At 72.9% G+C, this 14,633-nt stretch carries 13 protein-coding genes; 5 read left to right on the forward strand and 8 right to left on the reverse strand.

The genetic code is table 11. The annotated features are described in order from the left end of the window. Positions 1-18: 18 nt before the first annotated feature. Genes ACFC09_RS05965 through afsQ1 form a run of 3 tightly spaced genes read right to left on the reverse strand, consistent with a single transcriptional unit; the run spans position 19 to position 2,932 of the window. Positions 19-624 carry a hypothetical protein gene (locus ACFC09_RS05965; protein ID WP_376524260.1) on the reverse strand — a complete coding sequence of 202 codons (606 nt, stop codon included), beginning with the start codon at positions 622-624 and terminating at the stop codon, positions 19-21. Then, positions 621-2,258: an ATP-binding protein gene (locus ACFC09_RS05970; RefSeq protein WP_376524261.1), complete on the reverse strand. Its 1,638-nt coding sequence runs from the start codon at positions 2,256-2,258 to the stop codon at positions 621-623. Before ACFC09_RS05970 ends, ACFC09_RS05965 begins: the two co-directional genes overlap by 4 nt. Continuing rightward, complete coding sequence (gene afsQ1, locus ACFC09_RS05975; RefSeq protein ID WP_376524262.1) at positions 2,255-2,932, reverse strand: two-component system response regulator AfsQ1; 678 nt, start codon at positions 2,930-2,932, stop codon at positions 2,255-2,257. The genes ACFC09_RS05970 and afsQ1 overlap by 4 nt, the downstream gene beginning before the upstream one ends. A gap of 227 nt (positions 2,933-3,159) precedes the next feature. Between afsQ1 and ACFC09_RS05980 the strand changes: the two genes are divergently transcribed. Then, positions 3,160-3,930, forward strand: coding sequence for a SigE family RNA polymerase sigma factor (locus ACFC09_RS05980; protein WP_376524263.1), 771 nt, complete (start codon positions 3,160-3,162; stop codon positions 3,928-3,930). Positions 3,931-4,214: 284 nt separating this feature from the next. Here ACFC09_RS05980 and ACFC09_RS05985 read toward each other — a convergent pair whose 3' ends face one another. After that, positions 4,215-4,892 (reverse strand): uridine kinase, encoded by a 678-nt coding sequence (locus ACFC09_RS05985; RefSeq protein ID WP_376524264.1) that lies wholly within the window; start codon positions 4,890-4,892, stop codon positions 4,215-4,217. A 128-nt stretch (positions 4,893-5,020) separates the two neighbouring features. On the opposite strand from ACFC09_RS05985, the gene ACFC09_RS05990 reads away from it, so the two are divergent. After that, positions 5,021-5,431 carry a hypothetical protein gene (locus ACFC09_RS05990; protein ID WP_376524265.1) on the forward strand — a complete coding sequence of 137 codons (411 nt, stop codon included), beginning with the start codon at positions 5,021-5,023 and terminating at the stop codon, positions 5,429-5,431. Positions 5,432-5,511: 80 nt separating this feature from the next. Here ACFC09_RS05990 and ACFC09_RS05995 read toward each other — a convergent pair whose 3' ends face one another. The 4 genes from ACFC09_RS05995 to deoC form a co-directional block, all read right to left on the reverse strand. After that, positions 5,512-7,794, reverse strand: a complete 2,283-nt coding sequence (locus ACFC09_RS05995) for a FlgD immunoglobulin-like domain containing protein (RefSeq protein WP_376524266.1) — start codon at positions 7,792-7,794, stop codon at positions 5,512-5,514. Positions 7,795-8,073: 279 nt separating this feature from the next. Next, positions 8,074-9,063 carry an aldehyde dehydrogenase family protein gene (locus tag ACFC09_RS06000; protein ID WP_376524267.1) on the reverse strand — a complete coding sequence of 330 codons (990 nt, stop codon included), beginning with the start codon at positions 9,061-9,063 and terminating at the stop codon, positions 8,074-8,076. Beyond that, a complete protein-coding gene (locus ACFC09_RS06005; protein WP_376524268.1) occupies positions 9,056-10,486 on the reverse strand; it encodes an aldehyde dehydrogenase family protein in 1,431 nt (476 codons plus the stop codon). Before ACFC09_RS06005 ends, ACFC09_RS06000 begins: the two co-directional genes overlap by 8 nt. A gap of 3 nt (positions 10,487-10,489) precedes the next feature. Further along, a complete protein-coding gene (gene deoC / locus ACFC09_RS06010) occupies positions 10,490-11,455 on the reverse strand; it encodes a deoxyribose-phosphate aldolase (protein WP_376524409.1) in 966 nt (321 codons plus the stop codon). Between the two features lie 219 nt (positions 11,456-11,674). On the opposite strand from deoC, the gene ACFC09_RS06015 reads away from it, so the two are divergent. The 3 genes from ACFC09_RS06015 (at position 11,675) to pstC (ending at position 14,577) form a co-directional block, all read left to right on the forward strand. Then, positions 11,675-12,421, forward strand: coding sequence for a PH domain-containing protein (locus ACFC09_RS06015; protein WP_376524269.1), 747 nt, complete (start codon positions 11,675-11,677; stop codon positions 12,419-12,421). A 298-nt stretch (positions 12,422-12,719) separates the two neighbouring features. Then, positions 12,720-13,064 carry a hypothetical protein gene (locus ACFC09_RS06020; RefSeq protein ID WP_376524270.1) on the forward strand — a complete coding sequence of 115 codons (345 nt, stop codon included), beginning with the start codon at positions 12,720-12,722 and terminating at the stop codon, positions 13,062-13,064. A 496-nt stretch (positions 13,065-13,560) separates the two neighbouring features. Continuing rightward, positions 13,561-14,577: a phosphate ABC transporter permease subunit PstC gene (gene pstC / locus ACFC09_RS06025; protein ID WP_376524410.1), complete on the forward strand. Its 1,017-nt coding sequence runs from the start codon at positions 13,561-13,563 to the stop codon at positions 14,575-14,577. Positions 14,578-14,633 lie beyond the last annotated feature (56 nt).

Below are 14,633 nucleotides of genomic sequence, written 5' to 3' on the forward strand. Positions count from 1 at the left end.
CCGCCGCTCCCGCGCGGCTCAGCCGGCCGTCACCTCGCTGGACGGCGGCCGGGTGGTGCCGGGGCGGGAGCGGACGTCGTCGCTGCACTCGTAGCGGCGCAGCGGCTCGCCGTCCGGCCCGCCCAGGATCACCGAGCCGTCGCCCTCGGCGGCCGTGGAGTCGGAGAAGGTGCAGACGATCTGGGCGAGCGCGTACGAGGTCAGCTGCTCAGGTGCCGTGCTCAGCCGCAGCGTGTCCTCGGGGTCCTTGGCCCGCGGCCCGCTCACGGTCATGCCGCCCCGCACGTACGTCGTGTAGCCCGTGTTCCGCTCGCCCTCGGACGGTGTCCGGGCGAGCTGGTCCAGCAGGGCCTGCGCCACCAGCACCCGGCGCCGGCTGTCCGCCGTGCCGTCCGGGACGGTCACCGACCGGTCCACGGTCACCAGCGACGAACCGCACAGCAGGAACACCTGCACGGGCACGCCCCGCGTGGTCTGCGCCGACGGGTCCGGCTCCGACAGCGAACACGGCACCCGGGAGGGCGCCCCGCCGAAGTCCGTCGGCACCTGCGTGGCCCGGATCCCGCAGCCGGTCAGCAGCACGGCGAGCACGGGGACGGCCAGCAGCCGCCGAACCCGTGTCACGCCTCCCCCTCGTCGCCGCCCCGGCCGTCGCCGTCGGCGGCCGGCTCCTCGGTCCGCCGCGTCAGCTCGGAGGCGTCCCGGGGCAGCCGCAGCGTGAACACCGCACCGCCCTGAGGCGAGTTGGCGGCGGTGATCTCGCCGCCGTGGATGTGCGCGTTCTCCATGGCGATGGACAGGCCGAGCCCGCTGCCGTCGGAGCGCGGACGGGACGCGCTGGCCTTGTAGAAGCGGTCGAAGACGTGCGGGAGCACGTCCTCGGGGATGCCGGGCCCGTGGTCGCGGACGGCGATGACGATCTGCGAGCCCCCGTCGGCCCCGTCCGTCCCGTCCGCCGCGTCCGTCCCGTCGTTCGGGTGGTCGGCGACCCGCACCGAGACCCGCACCGGCGAGCCGCCGTGCTTGAGCGCGTTGCCGATCAGGTTGGCGAGGATGACGTCGAGGCGGCGCGGGTCGAGCCGCGCGTGGATGCCGCGCTCGGCGTCCAGGTCCACCGCGTCCAGCCAGGCACGGGCGTCGATGCAGGCCGTGATCTGGTCGGCGAGGTCCACGTCGTCCAGGACCAGCCGGGCCGTGCCCGCGTCGAACCGGGTGACCTCCATCAGGTTCTCGACCAGGTTGTTCAGCCGCCGCGTCTCGCTCACCACCAGCCGCACCGCGGGCTCGATCATCGGATCCACGCTCCCGGACTCCGACTCCAGCTCCTCCTCCAGCACCTCCGTCACGGCGGTGATGGCGGTCAGCGGCGTACGCAGCTCATGGCTCATGTCGGCGACGAAGCGCCGGGACGCCTCGTCCCGGGCGGCCATGTCGGCGACCCGTTTCTCCAGCGCCTCGGCCGCGTTGTTGAACGTCCGGGAGAGATCGGCCAGTTCGTCCGTGCCGGACACCCGCAGCCGGGTGTCCAGCCGGCCCTCGCCGAGCCGCCGGGCGGCCACGCCCAGCCGGTGCACCGGCTTCAGCACGGTCGTCGCGGCGGCCTGCGCGAGCAGCGCCGCGCCGATCAGCGCGAGGCCCGTGGCGATGCCGAGCGACCAGGCGAGGGAGTTGAGGTCCTTCGCCTCCGGCTCCAGGGACTTGAGCATGTAGCCGGTCGGACCGCCGCCGATCACCTTCGTGCCGGCCACCAGGTACGGCGTGCCGTGCGCGTCGACGCGCTGCCAGTACAGGTGGTACGGGGACTTGTTGCCGTCGCCGAGCGGCTGCTGCTTGCCCACGGTCGTGCGCAGCGACTTGGGCACGTCCTCCAGCGAGAACCCGTTCAGCCCGCCGGAGTTGCCGTACACCGTCCGGCCGGTGGTGTCCTGGCCGACCAGCAGCACGCTGAAGCGCTCGCTGCTGCCCGCCATCTGGCTCGCGGTGTGCTGGAGTTCGTCCTGGGTGGGCTGCACGGGCAGCACGCTCGCGCGGTTCTGCATCTCCTGCCGGAAGTCGCGCAGCGCCGAGTCCTGGGTCCGGGTGAGCACGGCCTCCCGGTTGAGCCAGTAGGCGATGCCGGACGCGGACACCGCGGCCGTCAGCGCGACCAGTGCGAAGACCACCACCAGCCGTAGCCGCAGACTGGTGAAACGCAGCCGTGACAAGGCTCCCCTGCGACCGTCGGCCCAGCCGCGGAGCCCTTGTTGCGCGTTCGTCACTGAGGAACGTCCAGGCGGTAGCCGACACCACGGACGGTGCGGATCAGCGTCGGGGACGACGGCACGTCCTCGACCTTGGCGCGCAGCCGCTGGACGCACGCGTCGACCAGCCGCGAGTCACCGAGGTAGTCGTGCTCCCACACCAGCCGCAGCAACTGCTGCCGGGACAGCGCCTGGCCGGGCCGCCGGCTCAGCTCCAGCAGCAGCCGCAGCTCGGTCGGGGTGAGCTGGAGGTCCTCGCCGTTCTTGGTCACGGTCATCGCCGAACGGTCGATGACGAGGCTCCCGAACGTCGCCGAGTCGCTGGACTCCCGCTCCCCGCGGCGCAGCACGGCCCGGATCCGGGCGTCGAGCACCCGGCCCTGGACGGGCTTGACGACGTAGTCGTCGGCGCCGGACTCCAGCCCGACCACCACGTCGATGTCGTCGTTGCGCGCGGTCAGCAGGATGATCGGCAACTGGTCCGTGCGCCGGATCCGCCGGCACACCTCGAAGCCGTCGATGCCGGGCAGCATCACGTCCAGCACGATCAGATCCGGCCGCTGCTCACGCAGCAGTTTCAGACCGTCCTCGCCGGTGGCAGCGGTGGCCACCCGATGTCCCTGGCGCGTCAGTGAGAGCTCCAGGGCCGTTCGGATGGCGTCGTCGTCCTCGATCAGCAACAGGGAAGGCACGAGGCTCATTCTGGCCCATGGAGGGGGTGTCGTACGACCTGCGGGTCCGGCGGCTGCCGGAAACCCCGATACCGCCACAGCCCATGCACTCTCTGTGAGTCCAGTGTGCCGGGCCCCTGTGACACGTCTGTGACAGTCGGGGGACACGGCCATGAAGTCGCCCCGGCAGGCTTCTCGGCACAGGCAAGGAAGAACCGAACACCGAAGTCCACGACAGGGGGCGCGAGATGAACACGCTGCACGGTATGAGCACCACCGCAGTGGTCACGCGTCTGCACGACGTGAACCGGGGTTCGGAGAAATCCGGTGCCGGTGCGGGCTCCGCTCCGCTCGGGGGAGGGCGGGGCTGCGCACGCGGCGCCGGGCGTCAGCACACCGCGTACATGACGGTGGTCGACGCACGTACGGGGGCGGGCACCACGGGGGCTCACGGGGGAGCCGCGTACAGGGAGGACTCGGGGGAGCGCCGTTCCTCCAGCGAGGCGGAGTTCACCGCCTACGTCGAGGAGCGCCGCGCCTCCCTGTACGCCACCGCCTACCACCTGACCGGCGACCGGTTCGAGGCCGAGGACCTGTTGCAGAGCGCGCTGTTCTCGACGTACCGGGCGTGGGACCGGATCAGCGACAAGGCGGCGGTCGGCGGATACCTCCGGCGCACCATGACCAATCTGCACATCAGCGCCTGGCGGCGCCGCAAGCTCAACGAGTACCCGACCGAGGAACTGCCGGAGACGCCCACCGACACGGACGCGATGCGCGGCACCGAACTGCGCGCGGTCCTGTGGCAGGCGCTGGCCCGGCTGCCCGAACTCCAGCGCACCATGCTGGTCCTGCGCTATTACGAGGGCCGTACGGATCCGGAGATCGCGGACATACTCGGCATCAGTGTCGGCACGGTCAAGTCCAGCATCTGGCGGTCGCTGCGCCGGCTGCGTGAGGACGAGGTCCTCAGCTTCGGCCGTGACGAGGAGAGCGCCTTCGGCGAACTGGTCGCCTGAAGGCTGGGGGACACGGGGGTCCCGAGGGGGTGCACGGGGGAGACCACGGGGATCACGGGGGAGATCACGGGGGATGAGCGGGACTGGAGGGCCGGGGGGTCTGTCCAGTCCCGCTTTCCCGTGTGCCCGTTCAGTCCCGCCCGCAGGTCCGTCTCGTTCGGCCCGGCCACAGGTCCGTCCGGTTCCGCCCGCCCGTATGTCCGTCCGGTTCCGCCCGGCCTCATGCCCGCTCGGTTCCGCTTCCCGTGGGCGCGGTGGCCGCGCCGGATGCCGGGCCGCCGCGGCTACGCCGGTGTCTGCGTCTGGTTCTCCGGCTGCGTCCGCGGGTGTGCTCCCGCCGCGGGCCGGGGCCGCCGGGACGTCGCCGCGACCGCCAGCCGGCCCAGCGCCTCGTCCCGGTCGCAGGCGTGGGCGCCGAGCGACACCTGGCGGGCGACGATCGACCGCTCGGCGCGCATCAGCCGGACGCCGCGCCGCAGCAGGAAGGGCACCGACTTGCGGCCCTCCTTCAGGTCCCGCAGGAAGCGGCGGCGGAACGTGGTGAGCGGACCGCGGCTCAGGCACAGCGCGTCGGCGAGCAGACCGAGTTCACGGCAGCGTGAGACGATCTCGGCCGCGAAGACACCCTCCGCCACGAACAGCGGGGTGCGCCCGATGTGCAGCGCGGTCTCGCCGGTGCGGGCGCTGCGCGCGATGTCGTACACCGGGACGGTCGTCGACCCCGTGGCGCACAGCCGGGCGACGGCCTCGACGGCGACGTCCGCGTCCCAGGACAGCGGATGGTCCCAGTCGATGTCCGAACTCCCCGCCACCAGGGGCAGCGTCGGGTCGTCGCCCTCCTTGTAGAAGTCGTCGAGGCGCAGCACGGGCAGTCCGGAGCGGGCGGCGACGAGGGACTTGCCCGAGCCCGAGGGGCCGCACAGCAGGACGACGCGGGCGGGAGGCGGGGGATGAATGCTCACGGAACACCAGTTTGACGTAAGACCCGGCTCTTGCCGACCCCGCGGGTCGGCTTTGGAGCACGCGGCACACCTCAACTACCCTATGTGTCGAAATTGTTACTCTTTGCACTCATAAGGTGGCATCAGTGATGGCCGGACGCACCTCCTCCCAGCACCCCGCGGCGCAGCGCGCCCTGATCGCCCTCGCGACCGCCTCGGCAGCCCTGGGCGCGGGTGCGGCGACGGCGGCCGCGGCCACCGATCCGGCCGTGGACCTGCCGCACCGGCCCGCCTCGCTCGGCCGCCTCGATGCGCAGGCGGGCCTGGCGGGCGTCACCGGCTCGGTCCCCCATGTCACCGGACCGGTCACCGCGCTCAAGCCCAACCCCCTCGCGGGCACCGGCGTCGATCCCCTCGACAACGGCGTCGGCACCCAGCTCGCCGACTTCAAGCCGCTGACCAGCCAGGCCCTGACCCGACCGGTGGCACAGGCGCAGTCGGTCGGTGAGATGCCGGTGGTGGGGCAGGCGGCGGGGCTGGTCGAGGGCGCGCAGCGCTGAGGTCCGTCCGGCGGTGTACCGGGCGCCGGTCCCGTCCTGCGCACGCCGGGGAAGGGACCGGCCGCCCGGTGCCGCTGTGCTCAGCCGGTGACCGTCACGACGCCCGAGGCCGTCACGTCCGGGCCCGTGCCGTCCGCCGGGGCGGCGGTCAGCCGCCAGGTGTAGCCGCCGGCCGCCGCCGGGGCGCCGGACCCGTCCGTGCCGTCCCAGGTGACCCGTACCGCGCTGCGGGTGCCCTCGCCCGTCCAGGTGCGGACGGCCTCGCCGGTCGCGCGGCGGGTGAGCGTCACCTGCCAGGAGGCCGCGGGCTTGGAGAGCCACCAGGTGGCGGACCACGCGCCGGTCGTGGTGCCGGGCGCGGCGGTGCGGGCGACGCGCAGCGCGGAGACGTCGTGCTGCGGCGCGGTGACGTGGACGGTGTCGTCCGCGTCGACCCAGGCGAGTTTGCCCGCGCCCGGGTCGACGGCCCAGGTGGTGCCGCGCCCGTCGCCGTCCGCGGGCTGCTTCAGGCCCGTGACGGTGCCCAGGTCGGCGGTGGCGCCGTCCGTGCCCAGGCCGGTGAGGCGCAGTTCGCCGGACGCCTCGCGATGCGCCAGGAAACGGTCGCCCAGCAGGACGCCGGACGCCGGGGCGGGGAAGGTCTGCCCGGTCGCCAGATCGCGTACGCCCGCCGTGTGCTGCGCGGCGCAGCTCCAGTACAGCAGGGTGCCGCCGAGTTGCAGTTCGTCCGGGACGCAGGCGCTGCCGAGGTCGACGGTGTCGAGGAGGCTGCCGGAGCGTACGTTGATGACTTTCACCGTGCCGGGCTGGTTCAGCGCCGGCTTGAGCAGCCGCTTCTGGTCCAGCACGGCGGCCTGCGCCGGCTGCTCGCGGACGATCAGGTCACGGGCGGTGTCCACGACGTACTGCTCCCCGTCCGCCTCGTAGAGCACGAACTCCGGTGCCGCGTCCAGGATCCGGCCGTACTGGCCCGGCAGCGGGAAGCTGTCCGCCGGGTGGTCCGGGTCGTCGCCGGTCACCAGCGCGTCGGTGCCCGTGCCGGGGTCGGTGACCAGCCGGGCCGGCCCCTCGTCGGGGCCGTCGGCGAAGCGGCCGGCCGCCAGGCCCGGGAAGGCCGCGAGCGCCGGGCCGTCCGCCGGATCCGGTGCGGTGCCGATGTCCTTGCCGTTCAACATCCTCGTTCCGGCAAGGGAGTTGACGTACCGCAGCATCCCCCGGTCGAGGCTCAGCGCCTCGGTCGTGCCGTCCGCCGTCTTGACGTCCGCCACCTGGCGCAGCGGCAGGCCGGCGACGAGTCCGAGGCCGTCCACGCTGAACAGGTGCACGGCGCGGCTGCCGTCGGCGTCCCTGCCGAGCGCGACCAGCGAACCCTTGCCCTCACTGCGCAGGAACACCTGCTGGACGTCGCTCAGCAGCGTCCGCTCGGTGTCCGCCCCGGCGAACGGCGTCAGGTGCAGCGGGCCGCCGTCGCCCTCGTACCAGAGCACGTTGTCGCCCACCACGAAGGTGGTGACCCGGCTGTCCGGGGTCCGGGTGGCGAGCGGTACGACGCGCGGGGCGGCCGTGCTGCCCAGCGGCATGACCCGCACGCCCGGCTGGTCGCCGCGGGAGAACCAGCTGACCGTGGTCTGCGTGATGCGGAAACTGCTCGCCTCGCCGGTCACGGGCAGCGGGGTGACCGCGCCGTTGTACGCGGTGAGGATGCCGTAGCCCGGGGTGCCGTCGGCGGTGCGGTAGCCGATGACGAGCTGGTTGTAGTAGGCGCCGAGCAGTTCGGGCTCGGCGCCGGTGGTGGCCCCGGCGGGCAGCTTGACGACGGGGTCGCTCGCCGGGCTCCCGCCGCGTGCCACGCGCAACTGGTACGTGCCGTCGCCCTGATCGACGGTGGCCAGTACCCAGCCGTTCGCGACGCGCGGGTTCAGGTAGCCGGCGGGCAGGCTGATGGTGCTGGTGAAGGCGGGGTCCTCGATGCCGATCCGCACGAGGTCCGTGCCGCCGTCCGCGCGCGGCGCCAGGTAGTCGACGCGGTTGTACTCGTCGTGGGTGGGCACGATGGCGTCCTGCGGTACGCCGTCGAGGGCGGGGACGGACTTGGTGGTGCGGTTGTACGTCGTCGTCCAGAGGTAGCTGCCGCCCTCGCGGTGCAGGACGCCCTGGCTGCCGGTCGCCAGTACCGTCTCGGGACCGTCGCCGTAGGCGTCGGGCGCGGGTATCAGCACCTCGGCCGCGTCGGCCGCGTGCGCCGTCACCGGCAGGACGGTGGTGAGCGTGGCGGCGAGGACGGCGGCGACGGCGGTGGCGGTGGCGGTGGCCGTACGGTGAGTGCGCCGGGTACGGCCGTTCGTGCGCAGGTGATGGAACACCTGACCCCCCAAGTGTTGACCGATGGCATGCACCTTGCGATGCAAACCCGGGCAACGATACGCGGATATGGGGGAGTTGTGTGTGGCATGTGGTAATCGTGTCGTCGGTGTCGCTGTCTCCGTCGGCGTCGTCTCGGTGTCCGGCCGGGGCGGCGGGCCGGGGCGGCGGGCCGGGGCGGCCGAACGGAGGAGCGCCGCGCCTCCCCCGAACGGAGGAGAGCCGCGCCTCCCCCGGACGGAGGGGAGTCGCGGCTCTCGGTCATGGGGTGCGGGCGGCGCTCAGTACGCCGAGCCCGACGCGCCCAGCGAACCCGTCGGATGCCAGACCGTCTTCGTCTCCAGGAACGCCGTCAGGCGGTCGGTGCCCGGGGTCGCCGACCAGTCGTCCACAGGCTGTGGACGCAGGACGCGCTTCAGGTTGTCCGCCGCCGCGATCTCCAGCTCCTTCGCCAGGTCGGCGTCCGCGCCGGCCAGGTCGATCGCGTTGACGTCCTGGTGCGCGGCCAGCGGCGCCGCGATCTCCGCCGTACGGCCGGAGAGCACGTTGACGACGCCGCCGGGCACGTCCGACGTGGCCAGCACCTCGGCGAGGGAGAGCGCCGGGAGGGGGGACCGCTCGCTCGCCACGACCACCGCGGTGTTGCCGGTCGCGATCACCGGGGCGAGCACCGACACCAGGCCGAGGAAGGACGACTCCTGCGGGGCGAGCACGGCGACCACGCCCGTCGGCTCCGGCGAGGAGAGGTTGAAGAAGGGGCCCGCGACCGGGTTCCCGCCGCCCACCACCTGGGCGATCTTGTCGGTCCAGCCCGCGTACCAGACCCAGCGGTCGATCGCCGCGTCCACCTGCGCGGCGGCCCGCGCCGGCGACAGGCCCTCGGCGTCGGCGACCTCGCGCACGAACTGCTCGCGGCGGCCCTCCAGCATCTCCGCGACGCGGTAGAGGACCTGGCCCCGGTTGTACGCGGTCGCGCCGGACCACCCGCCGAACGCCTTGCGCGCGGCCACCACCGCGTCCCGGGCGTCCTTGCGGGAGGCCAGGGGCGCGTTCGCCAGCCACTCGCCCTTCCCCGCCGCGTCCGCGGCTGATGCTCCTGCTGTCACCTCGTACACCCGGCCGCTCTCGGAACGCGGGAACTTGCCGCCCACGTACAGCTTGTAGGTCTTGAAGACGCTGAGACGGTTGCTGGGACGGTTGTCGGGACGGTTGTCGGGACGGGTGTCGGGAAGCCGCGCGGCGGAGCCGCTCATGGCCATGTGGTCAGACATCGAGGTACGCCTCCAGGCCGTGGCGACCGCCCTCGCGGCCGAAGCCCGACTCCTTGTAGCCGCCGAACGGCGAGGTCGGATCGAACTTGTTGAACGTGTTGGACCAGATCACCCCGGCCCGCAGCCGGTTCGCCACCGCCAGGATGCGGGAGCCCTTCTCCGTCCAGATGCCCGCCGACAGGCCGTACGGCGTGTTGTTGGCCTTGGCGACGGCCTCCTCCGGGGTGCGGAAGGTGAGCACCGACAGCACCGGCCCGAAGATCTCGTCGCGGGCGACGGTGTGCGCCTGGGTGACGTTCGTGAACAGCGTCGGGGCGAACCAGTAGCCGGCGGACGGGAGGTCGCAGGCCGGGGACCAGCGTTCGGCGCCCTCCGCCTCGCCCTGCTCGGCGAGCGCGGTGATCCGGGCCAGCTGCTCGGCGGAGTTGATCGCGCCGATGTCGGTGTTCTTGTCCAGGGGGTCGCCGAGGCGCAGGGTGGCGAGCCTGCGCTTGAGGGAGTCCAGCAGCTCGTCGTGGATCGACTCCTGGACCAGCAGCCGCGAGCCTGCGCAGCAGACCTGGCCCTGGTTGAAGAAGATGCCGGTCACGATGCCCTCGACCGCCTGGTCGATCGGGGCGTCGTCGAAGACGATGTTGGCGCCCTTGCCGCCGAGTTCGAGGGTGAGCTTCTTGCGGGTGCCCGCGACCGTGCGGGCGATCGCCTTGCCGACGGCCGTGGAACCGGTGAAGGCGACCTTGTCGACGCCGGGGTGCGCGACGAGGGCGGCGCCGGTCCTGCCGTCACCGGTCACGATGTTCACGACCCCCCTGGGCAGGCCCGCCTGGCGGCAGATGTCCGCGAAGAAGAGGGCGGACAGCGGCGTCGTCTCGGCGGGCTTGAGGACCACCGTGTTACCGGTCGCGAGCGCCGGGGCGATCTTCCACGCCAGCATCAGCAGCGGGAAGTTCCAGGGGATGACCTGGCCGGCCACGCCCAGCGGCCGCGGCGACGGGCCGAAACCGGCGTGGTGCAGCTTGTCCGCCCAGCCCGCGTAGTAGAAGAAGTGCGCGGCCACCAGCGGCAGGTCGGCGTCCCTCGTCTCCCTGATGGGCTTGCCGTTGTCCAGCGTCTCCAGGACGGCGAGTTCGCGGCTGCGCTCCTGGATGATCCGGGCGATGCGGAAGAGGTACTTGGCGCGCTCGGCACCGGGCAGCGCCGACCACGTCTCGAACGCCTTCCGGGCGGCGCCGACCGCGCGGTCGACGTCCTGAGCGGTGGCCTGCGTGTACTCGGAGAGCACTTCCTCGGTGGCCGGGGAGACCGTCTTGACCAGGTCCCCGCCCGAGCCGTCGACGAACTCCCCGTCGATGAAGAGGCCGTACGACGGGGCGATGTCGACGATCGCGCGCGACTCGGGCGCGGGTGCGTACTCGAATGCCATGAGTCAGTCCACCGTTACGTAGTCGGGGCCGGAGTAGCGGCCGGTGGCCAGCTTCTGACGCTGCATCAGCAGGTCGTTCAGGAGCGAGGAGGCGCCGAAGCGGAACCAGTGGTTGTCCAGCCAGTCCGGGCCGGCCGTCTCGTTGACCAGGACGAGGAACTTGATCGCGTCCTTGCTGGTGCGGATGCCGCCGGCGGGCTTCACGCCGACCTGCACGCCGGTCTGGGCGCGGAAGTCGCGCACCGCCTGGAGCATCAGCAGGGTGTTCGCGGGCGTGGCGTTGACGGCGACCTTGCCCGTGGAGGTCTTGATGAAGTCGGCGCCCGCCAGCATGCCGAGCCAGGAGGCGCGCCGGATGTTGTCGTACGTGGCCAGCTCGCCCGTCTCGAAGATGACCTTCAGGCGGGCGTGCCCGCCGCAGGACTCCTTCACGGCGACGATCTCGTCGTACACCTTCAGATACCGGCCGGCGAGGAACGCGCCGCGGTCGATGACCATGTCGATCTCGTCGACGCCCGCGGCGACGGCCTCGCGCACGTCGGCCAGCTTGACCTCCAGCGCGGCACGGCCGGCCGGGAAGGCGGTGGCGACCGAGGCGACCTTGACGCCGGAGCCCGCGACGGCCTCCTTGGCGACGGCGGCCATGTCGGGGTAGACGCAGACGGCCGCGGTCGTCGGTGCCGTACGGTCCGTCGGGTCCGGGTGGACCGCCTTGGCGCCGAGCGCCCGGACCTTGCCCGGGGTGTCCGCGCCTTCCAGCGTCGTCAGGTCGACCATCGAGATGGCGAGGTCGAGGGCGTACGCTTTCGCGGTGGTCTTGATGGAACGGGTGCCGAGCGAGGCGGCGCGCGCCTCCAGGCCGACCGCGTCGACGCCGGGCAGCCCGTGCAGGAAGCGGCGCAGTGTGCTGTCGGACGCGGTGACGTCGGCGAGAGCGTGGGCCGCGGGTGCGGGATCAGTGGTGGGCATGGTCACCAGACGAGCATATCTACGCGCGTAGCGGCTGTACAGCCCCGTAGCGGGGGCGGATGCGGGGGGCCGGCTGCCGCCGGGGTGGGCCCGGGGCGGCCGTTCCGTGGGCCTACGGTCCCGTTTCGCCCCGCGGACCTCCCCCGTCCGGTCCGCGGCCCCGGGGCCGAACCGATGCCGCGGGGAGGGCCGCGGGCGGCGTCGTGCAGAATCGGGACCATGACGACCCCGGACCACCCGTCTTCCGCGCCACAGCCCCCGGTGCCCACCGCCAAGGACCGGGTGTACCGGTCGCCCGCCGCGCTCACCGGCGGGGTGCTGCTGCTCGCCCTCATCCTGTGGCTCGGCTTCGACGCGCTGTTCACCGGGCACGGCCGGGCCCCGTGGCTGGCCCTCGCCGCGATGATCCTCCTCGTGCCGCTGGTGGCCGCCTTCACCCTGCGCCCGGCCGTGTTCGCGGGTGAGGACCGGCTGCGGGTGCGCAACCCGTTCCGGGTGATCACCCTGCCCTGGGGCGAGATCGCCGGCCTGCGCTCCGGCTACTCGAACGAGGTCGTCGCCGAGTCCGGCGCCAAGTACCAGCTGTGGGCCATCCCCGTCTCGCTGCGGGCCCGTAAGAAGGCCGTCCGGCGGCAGGCGCGGGCCGAGACGGCGGCGCGTCCCGGCGGCCGGTCCGGCGGGGCGGGCGAGTCCGGCACCTCCGGCCGCGGCCGGACGGGCACGGTGGCCGGTGCGGGCCGCGGCGCCGCCTTCGGCTTCGGCGGCGGCCGGCCGGACGGCGCCGAGCCGTCCGGTCCGGCGCGGGCGGAGACCGACCAGATCATGGACTACCTGCGCGAGACGCTGGAGCGCCGCCGGCCGGAGCAGGCCGCCCAGGGCGAGGTCACGGTGCGCTGGGCGTACGAGGTCGCGGGGCCGGCGGTGGCCGGGGCGGTCCTGCTGGCGATCCTGCTCGCCGTGGGCTGAGCCGGGGCGGTCGCCCATGGGCGGCCGGGCCCGTCGGCCGTCCGCCGCGGCAACGTTGTCCCGACGCCTCGGTGAGCGCTTTCCCCGTGTCTTTCCTAGGGGTTGCCAAGGGGATACATCCGGATGAAGCGTGGCCGCGGCCGTCAGTTTTGTCCGCGCGCCCGTACTCCTGTCTCAGTAGATTGCATCTGTCGCCCATAACGCCGTACCTGCGGGTTTTACTCTTCTATTGGGCGGCGGGGGTGGGGACATGGAGCGGTCCGGAGAGACGGCGAGACCCGCCGTCACCGCGGCGGGAATGAGATGTCAGGTCGACATCGACGGACAGGGCAGATTCGGCTGGCGTCTGGTGGCGCCCAACGGGCGGTCGGTGGCGGTGTCGCTCACCTGGCACGACACCCACGCCCGATGTCGCGCCGCGTTACACCGGCTGTGCACGTGCCACGCCGACATGGGCGGTGGTGTGCAGCACAGCTCCGACGGCGGCGGCTGGGTGTGGGCCGTGTGGGACCAGTCGGGCCGGCATCTCGCCGGTTCGGCGCGTACCTACGAACGGCACGCCACGTGCCGTGCCTCCTACGACCGCTTCCGCGGCCTGCTGGTGGAACTGGCCGTGGCGGGGCCGGACCTGTGGGGCGATTAGGGCCCTTCTGACGGATCTCCGGGGCGTCGCGGCGCCCGGACGAGCGGGCCCGTCGACGGACCGGTGTCCGCGGCATTCCTGTGTACCGGCGTACCGGCGTACCGGCGTACCGGCGTACCGGCGTACCTGCGTACCTGTGTACCGGCAGGCCCCGCTACGGGCCCCTGGCGGGGCCGACGCACTGGCGCGGCCCGGTACCGCCGTCCGGTACCGCCGTCCGGTACCGCCGTCCGGCCTGGACCTGCCCGGCCGGAACGCCGTACCGCTCGCGCGGGCGGTCCGTGCGGGGCGTGGGCACGGGGCGGTGGGCGCGGGCGGAGTCCGGGTGCCGGACGGTGGCCGTGCGGCACCCGGATCCCGACCGGCCCTGCTCGGGCGCCGGTTGAGGGTGGGAGGGGCGCGGCGGAGGGTGACGGATGTTCCCCTTAAGGGGGCTGTAGTTAACCTCTCGGGATGCGCATGTCAATGGGCCGACCGCAGCGTCGGGGGCGTGCCCATGTTGAAGAGACAGCCCCTGCCCGCGTCCGCGGGGGCCGATGACGTACCGAGACGCCTGTACGCCGACCCCGGCCTGCCCGACCGGATCTTCCGCTGGGTGCTGCGCTCCGGCGGTGGCTTCGTGCTGGCCGTCATGCTGCTCGTGGGCGGCTTCCTGCTCTACCGGGCCTGGCTGGCGCTGGACAGGGCCGGCCTGTCGTTCCTGACCACCGCCCAATGGGCGCCGGACGCCGGGCGGTTCGGCATCGCGGCCGTGCTCGTCGGCACCGTGCTGATCGCCGTCGTCGCCGTGCTGGTGGCCGTGCCGCTGGCCACCGGCGCGGCGCTGTACATCTCCGAGTACGCCCCGCCGCGGCTGCGCCAGACGCTGATCAGCGTTGTCGACCTGATGGCCGCGGTGCCGTCGGTGGTCTACGGCCTGTGGGGCGCGTTCTTCCTCCAGGACAAGGTCCTGCCCACCGCCCGCTGGATCTCCGCGTACTTCGGCTGGATCCCCGTCTTCCGCGTGAACGGGGCCGAGCCGGACGACCCGCTGGCATCCCCGAGCGTCTACACCTCCTCGACCTTCATCGCGGGACTGGTCGTCGGCATGATGATCGCCCCGATCGTCTGCTCGATCATGCGGGAGGTCTTCTCCCAGGCGCCCGCCGGTGAACGCGAGGGCGCCTACGCGCTCGGCGCGACCCGCTGGGGGATGATCCGCAGCGTGGTGCTGCCCTTCGGGCGCGGCGGAATGATCGGCGGCACGATGCTCGGGCTCGGCCGCGCGCTCGGCGAGACGATCGCCGTCTACATGATCATCTCGCTGACCTTCGACATCCAGTGGCACGTCCTCCAGGCCGGCACCAGCTCGGTCTCCTCGCTGATCGCCCTGCGCTACGGCGAGGCGAGCGAGTTCAGCATGTCCGCCCTAATGGCGGCCGGTTTCACGCTGTTCGTCATGACGCTGATCGTCAACTTCGTGGCCTCGACCATCGTCGCCCGCTCCCGTTCGGGCGCGGCGAGCGACGCCTGATGCCGCGGCTCCTTCTCCCGCACCGCCAACCCCCCACGGCGCGCCCGCAGTCCCTT

Source organism: Streptomyces sp. NPDC056161 (assembly GCF_042268025.1).
Lineage (GTDB): Bacteria > Actinomycetota > Actinomycetes > Streptomycetales > Streptomycetaceae > Streptomyces.

Excerpts from the sequence above, each read along its gene's own strand:
- ACFC09_RS05980 (WP_376524263.1), top strand. The coding sequence starts at position 3,160 with ATGAACACGCTGCACGGTATGAGCACCACCGCAGTGGTCACGCGTCTG.
- ACFC09_RS06000 (WP_376524267.1), bottom strand. The coding sequence starts at position 9,063 with ATGTCTGACCACATGGCCATGAGCGGCTCCGCCGCGCGGCTTCCCGAC.
- ACFC09_RS06020 (WP_376524270.1), top strand. The coding sequence starts at position 12,720 with ATGAGATGTCAGGTCGACATCGACGGACAGGGCAGATTCGGCTGGCGT.
- deoC (WP_376524409.1), bottom strand. The coding sequence starts at position 11,455 with ATGCCCACCACTGATCCCGCACCCGCGGCCCACGCTCTCGCCGACGTC.
- ACFC09_RS06005 (WP_376524268.1), bottom strand. The coding sequence starts at position 10,486 with ATGGCATTCGAGTACGCACCCGCGCCCGAGTCGCGCGCGATCGTCGAC.
- ACFC09_RS06015 (WP_376524269.1), top strand. The coding sequence starts at position 11,675 with ATGACGACCCCGGACCACCCGTCTTCCGCGCCACAGCCCCCGGTGCCC.
- pstC (WP_376524410.1), top strand. The coding sequence starts at position 13,561 with ATGTTGAAGAGACAGCCCCTGCCCGCGTCCGCGGGGGCCGATGACGTA.
- ACFC09_RS05990 (WP_376524265.1), top strand. The coding sequence starts at position 5,021 with ATGGCCGGACGCACCTCCTCCCAGCACCCCGCGGCGCAGCGCGCCCTG.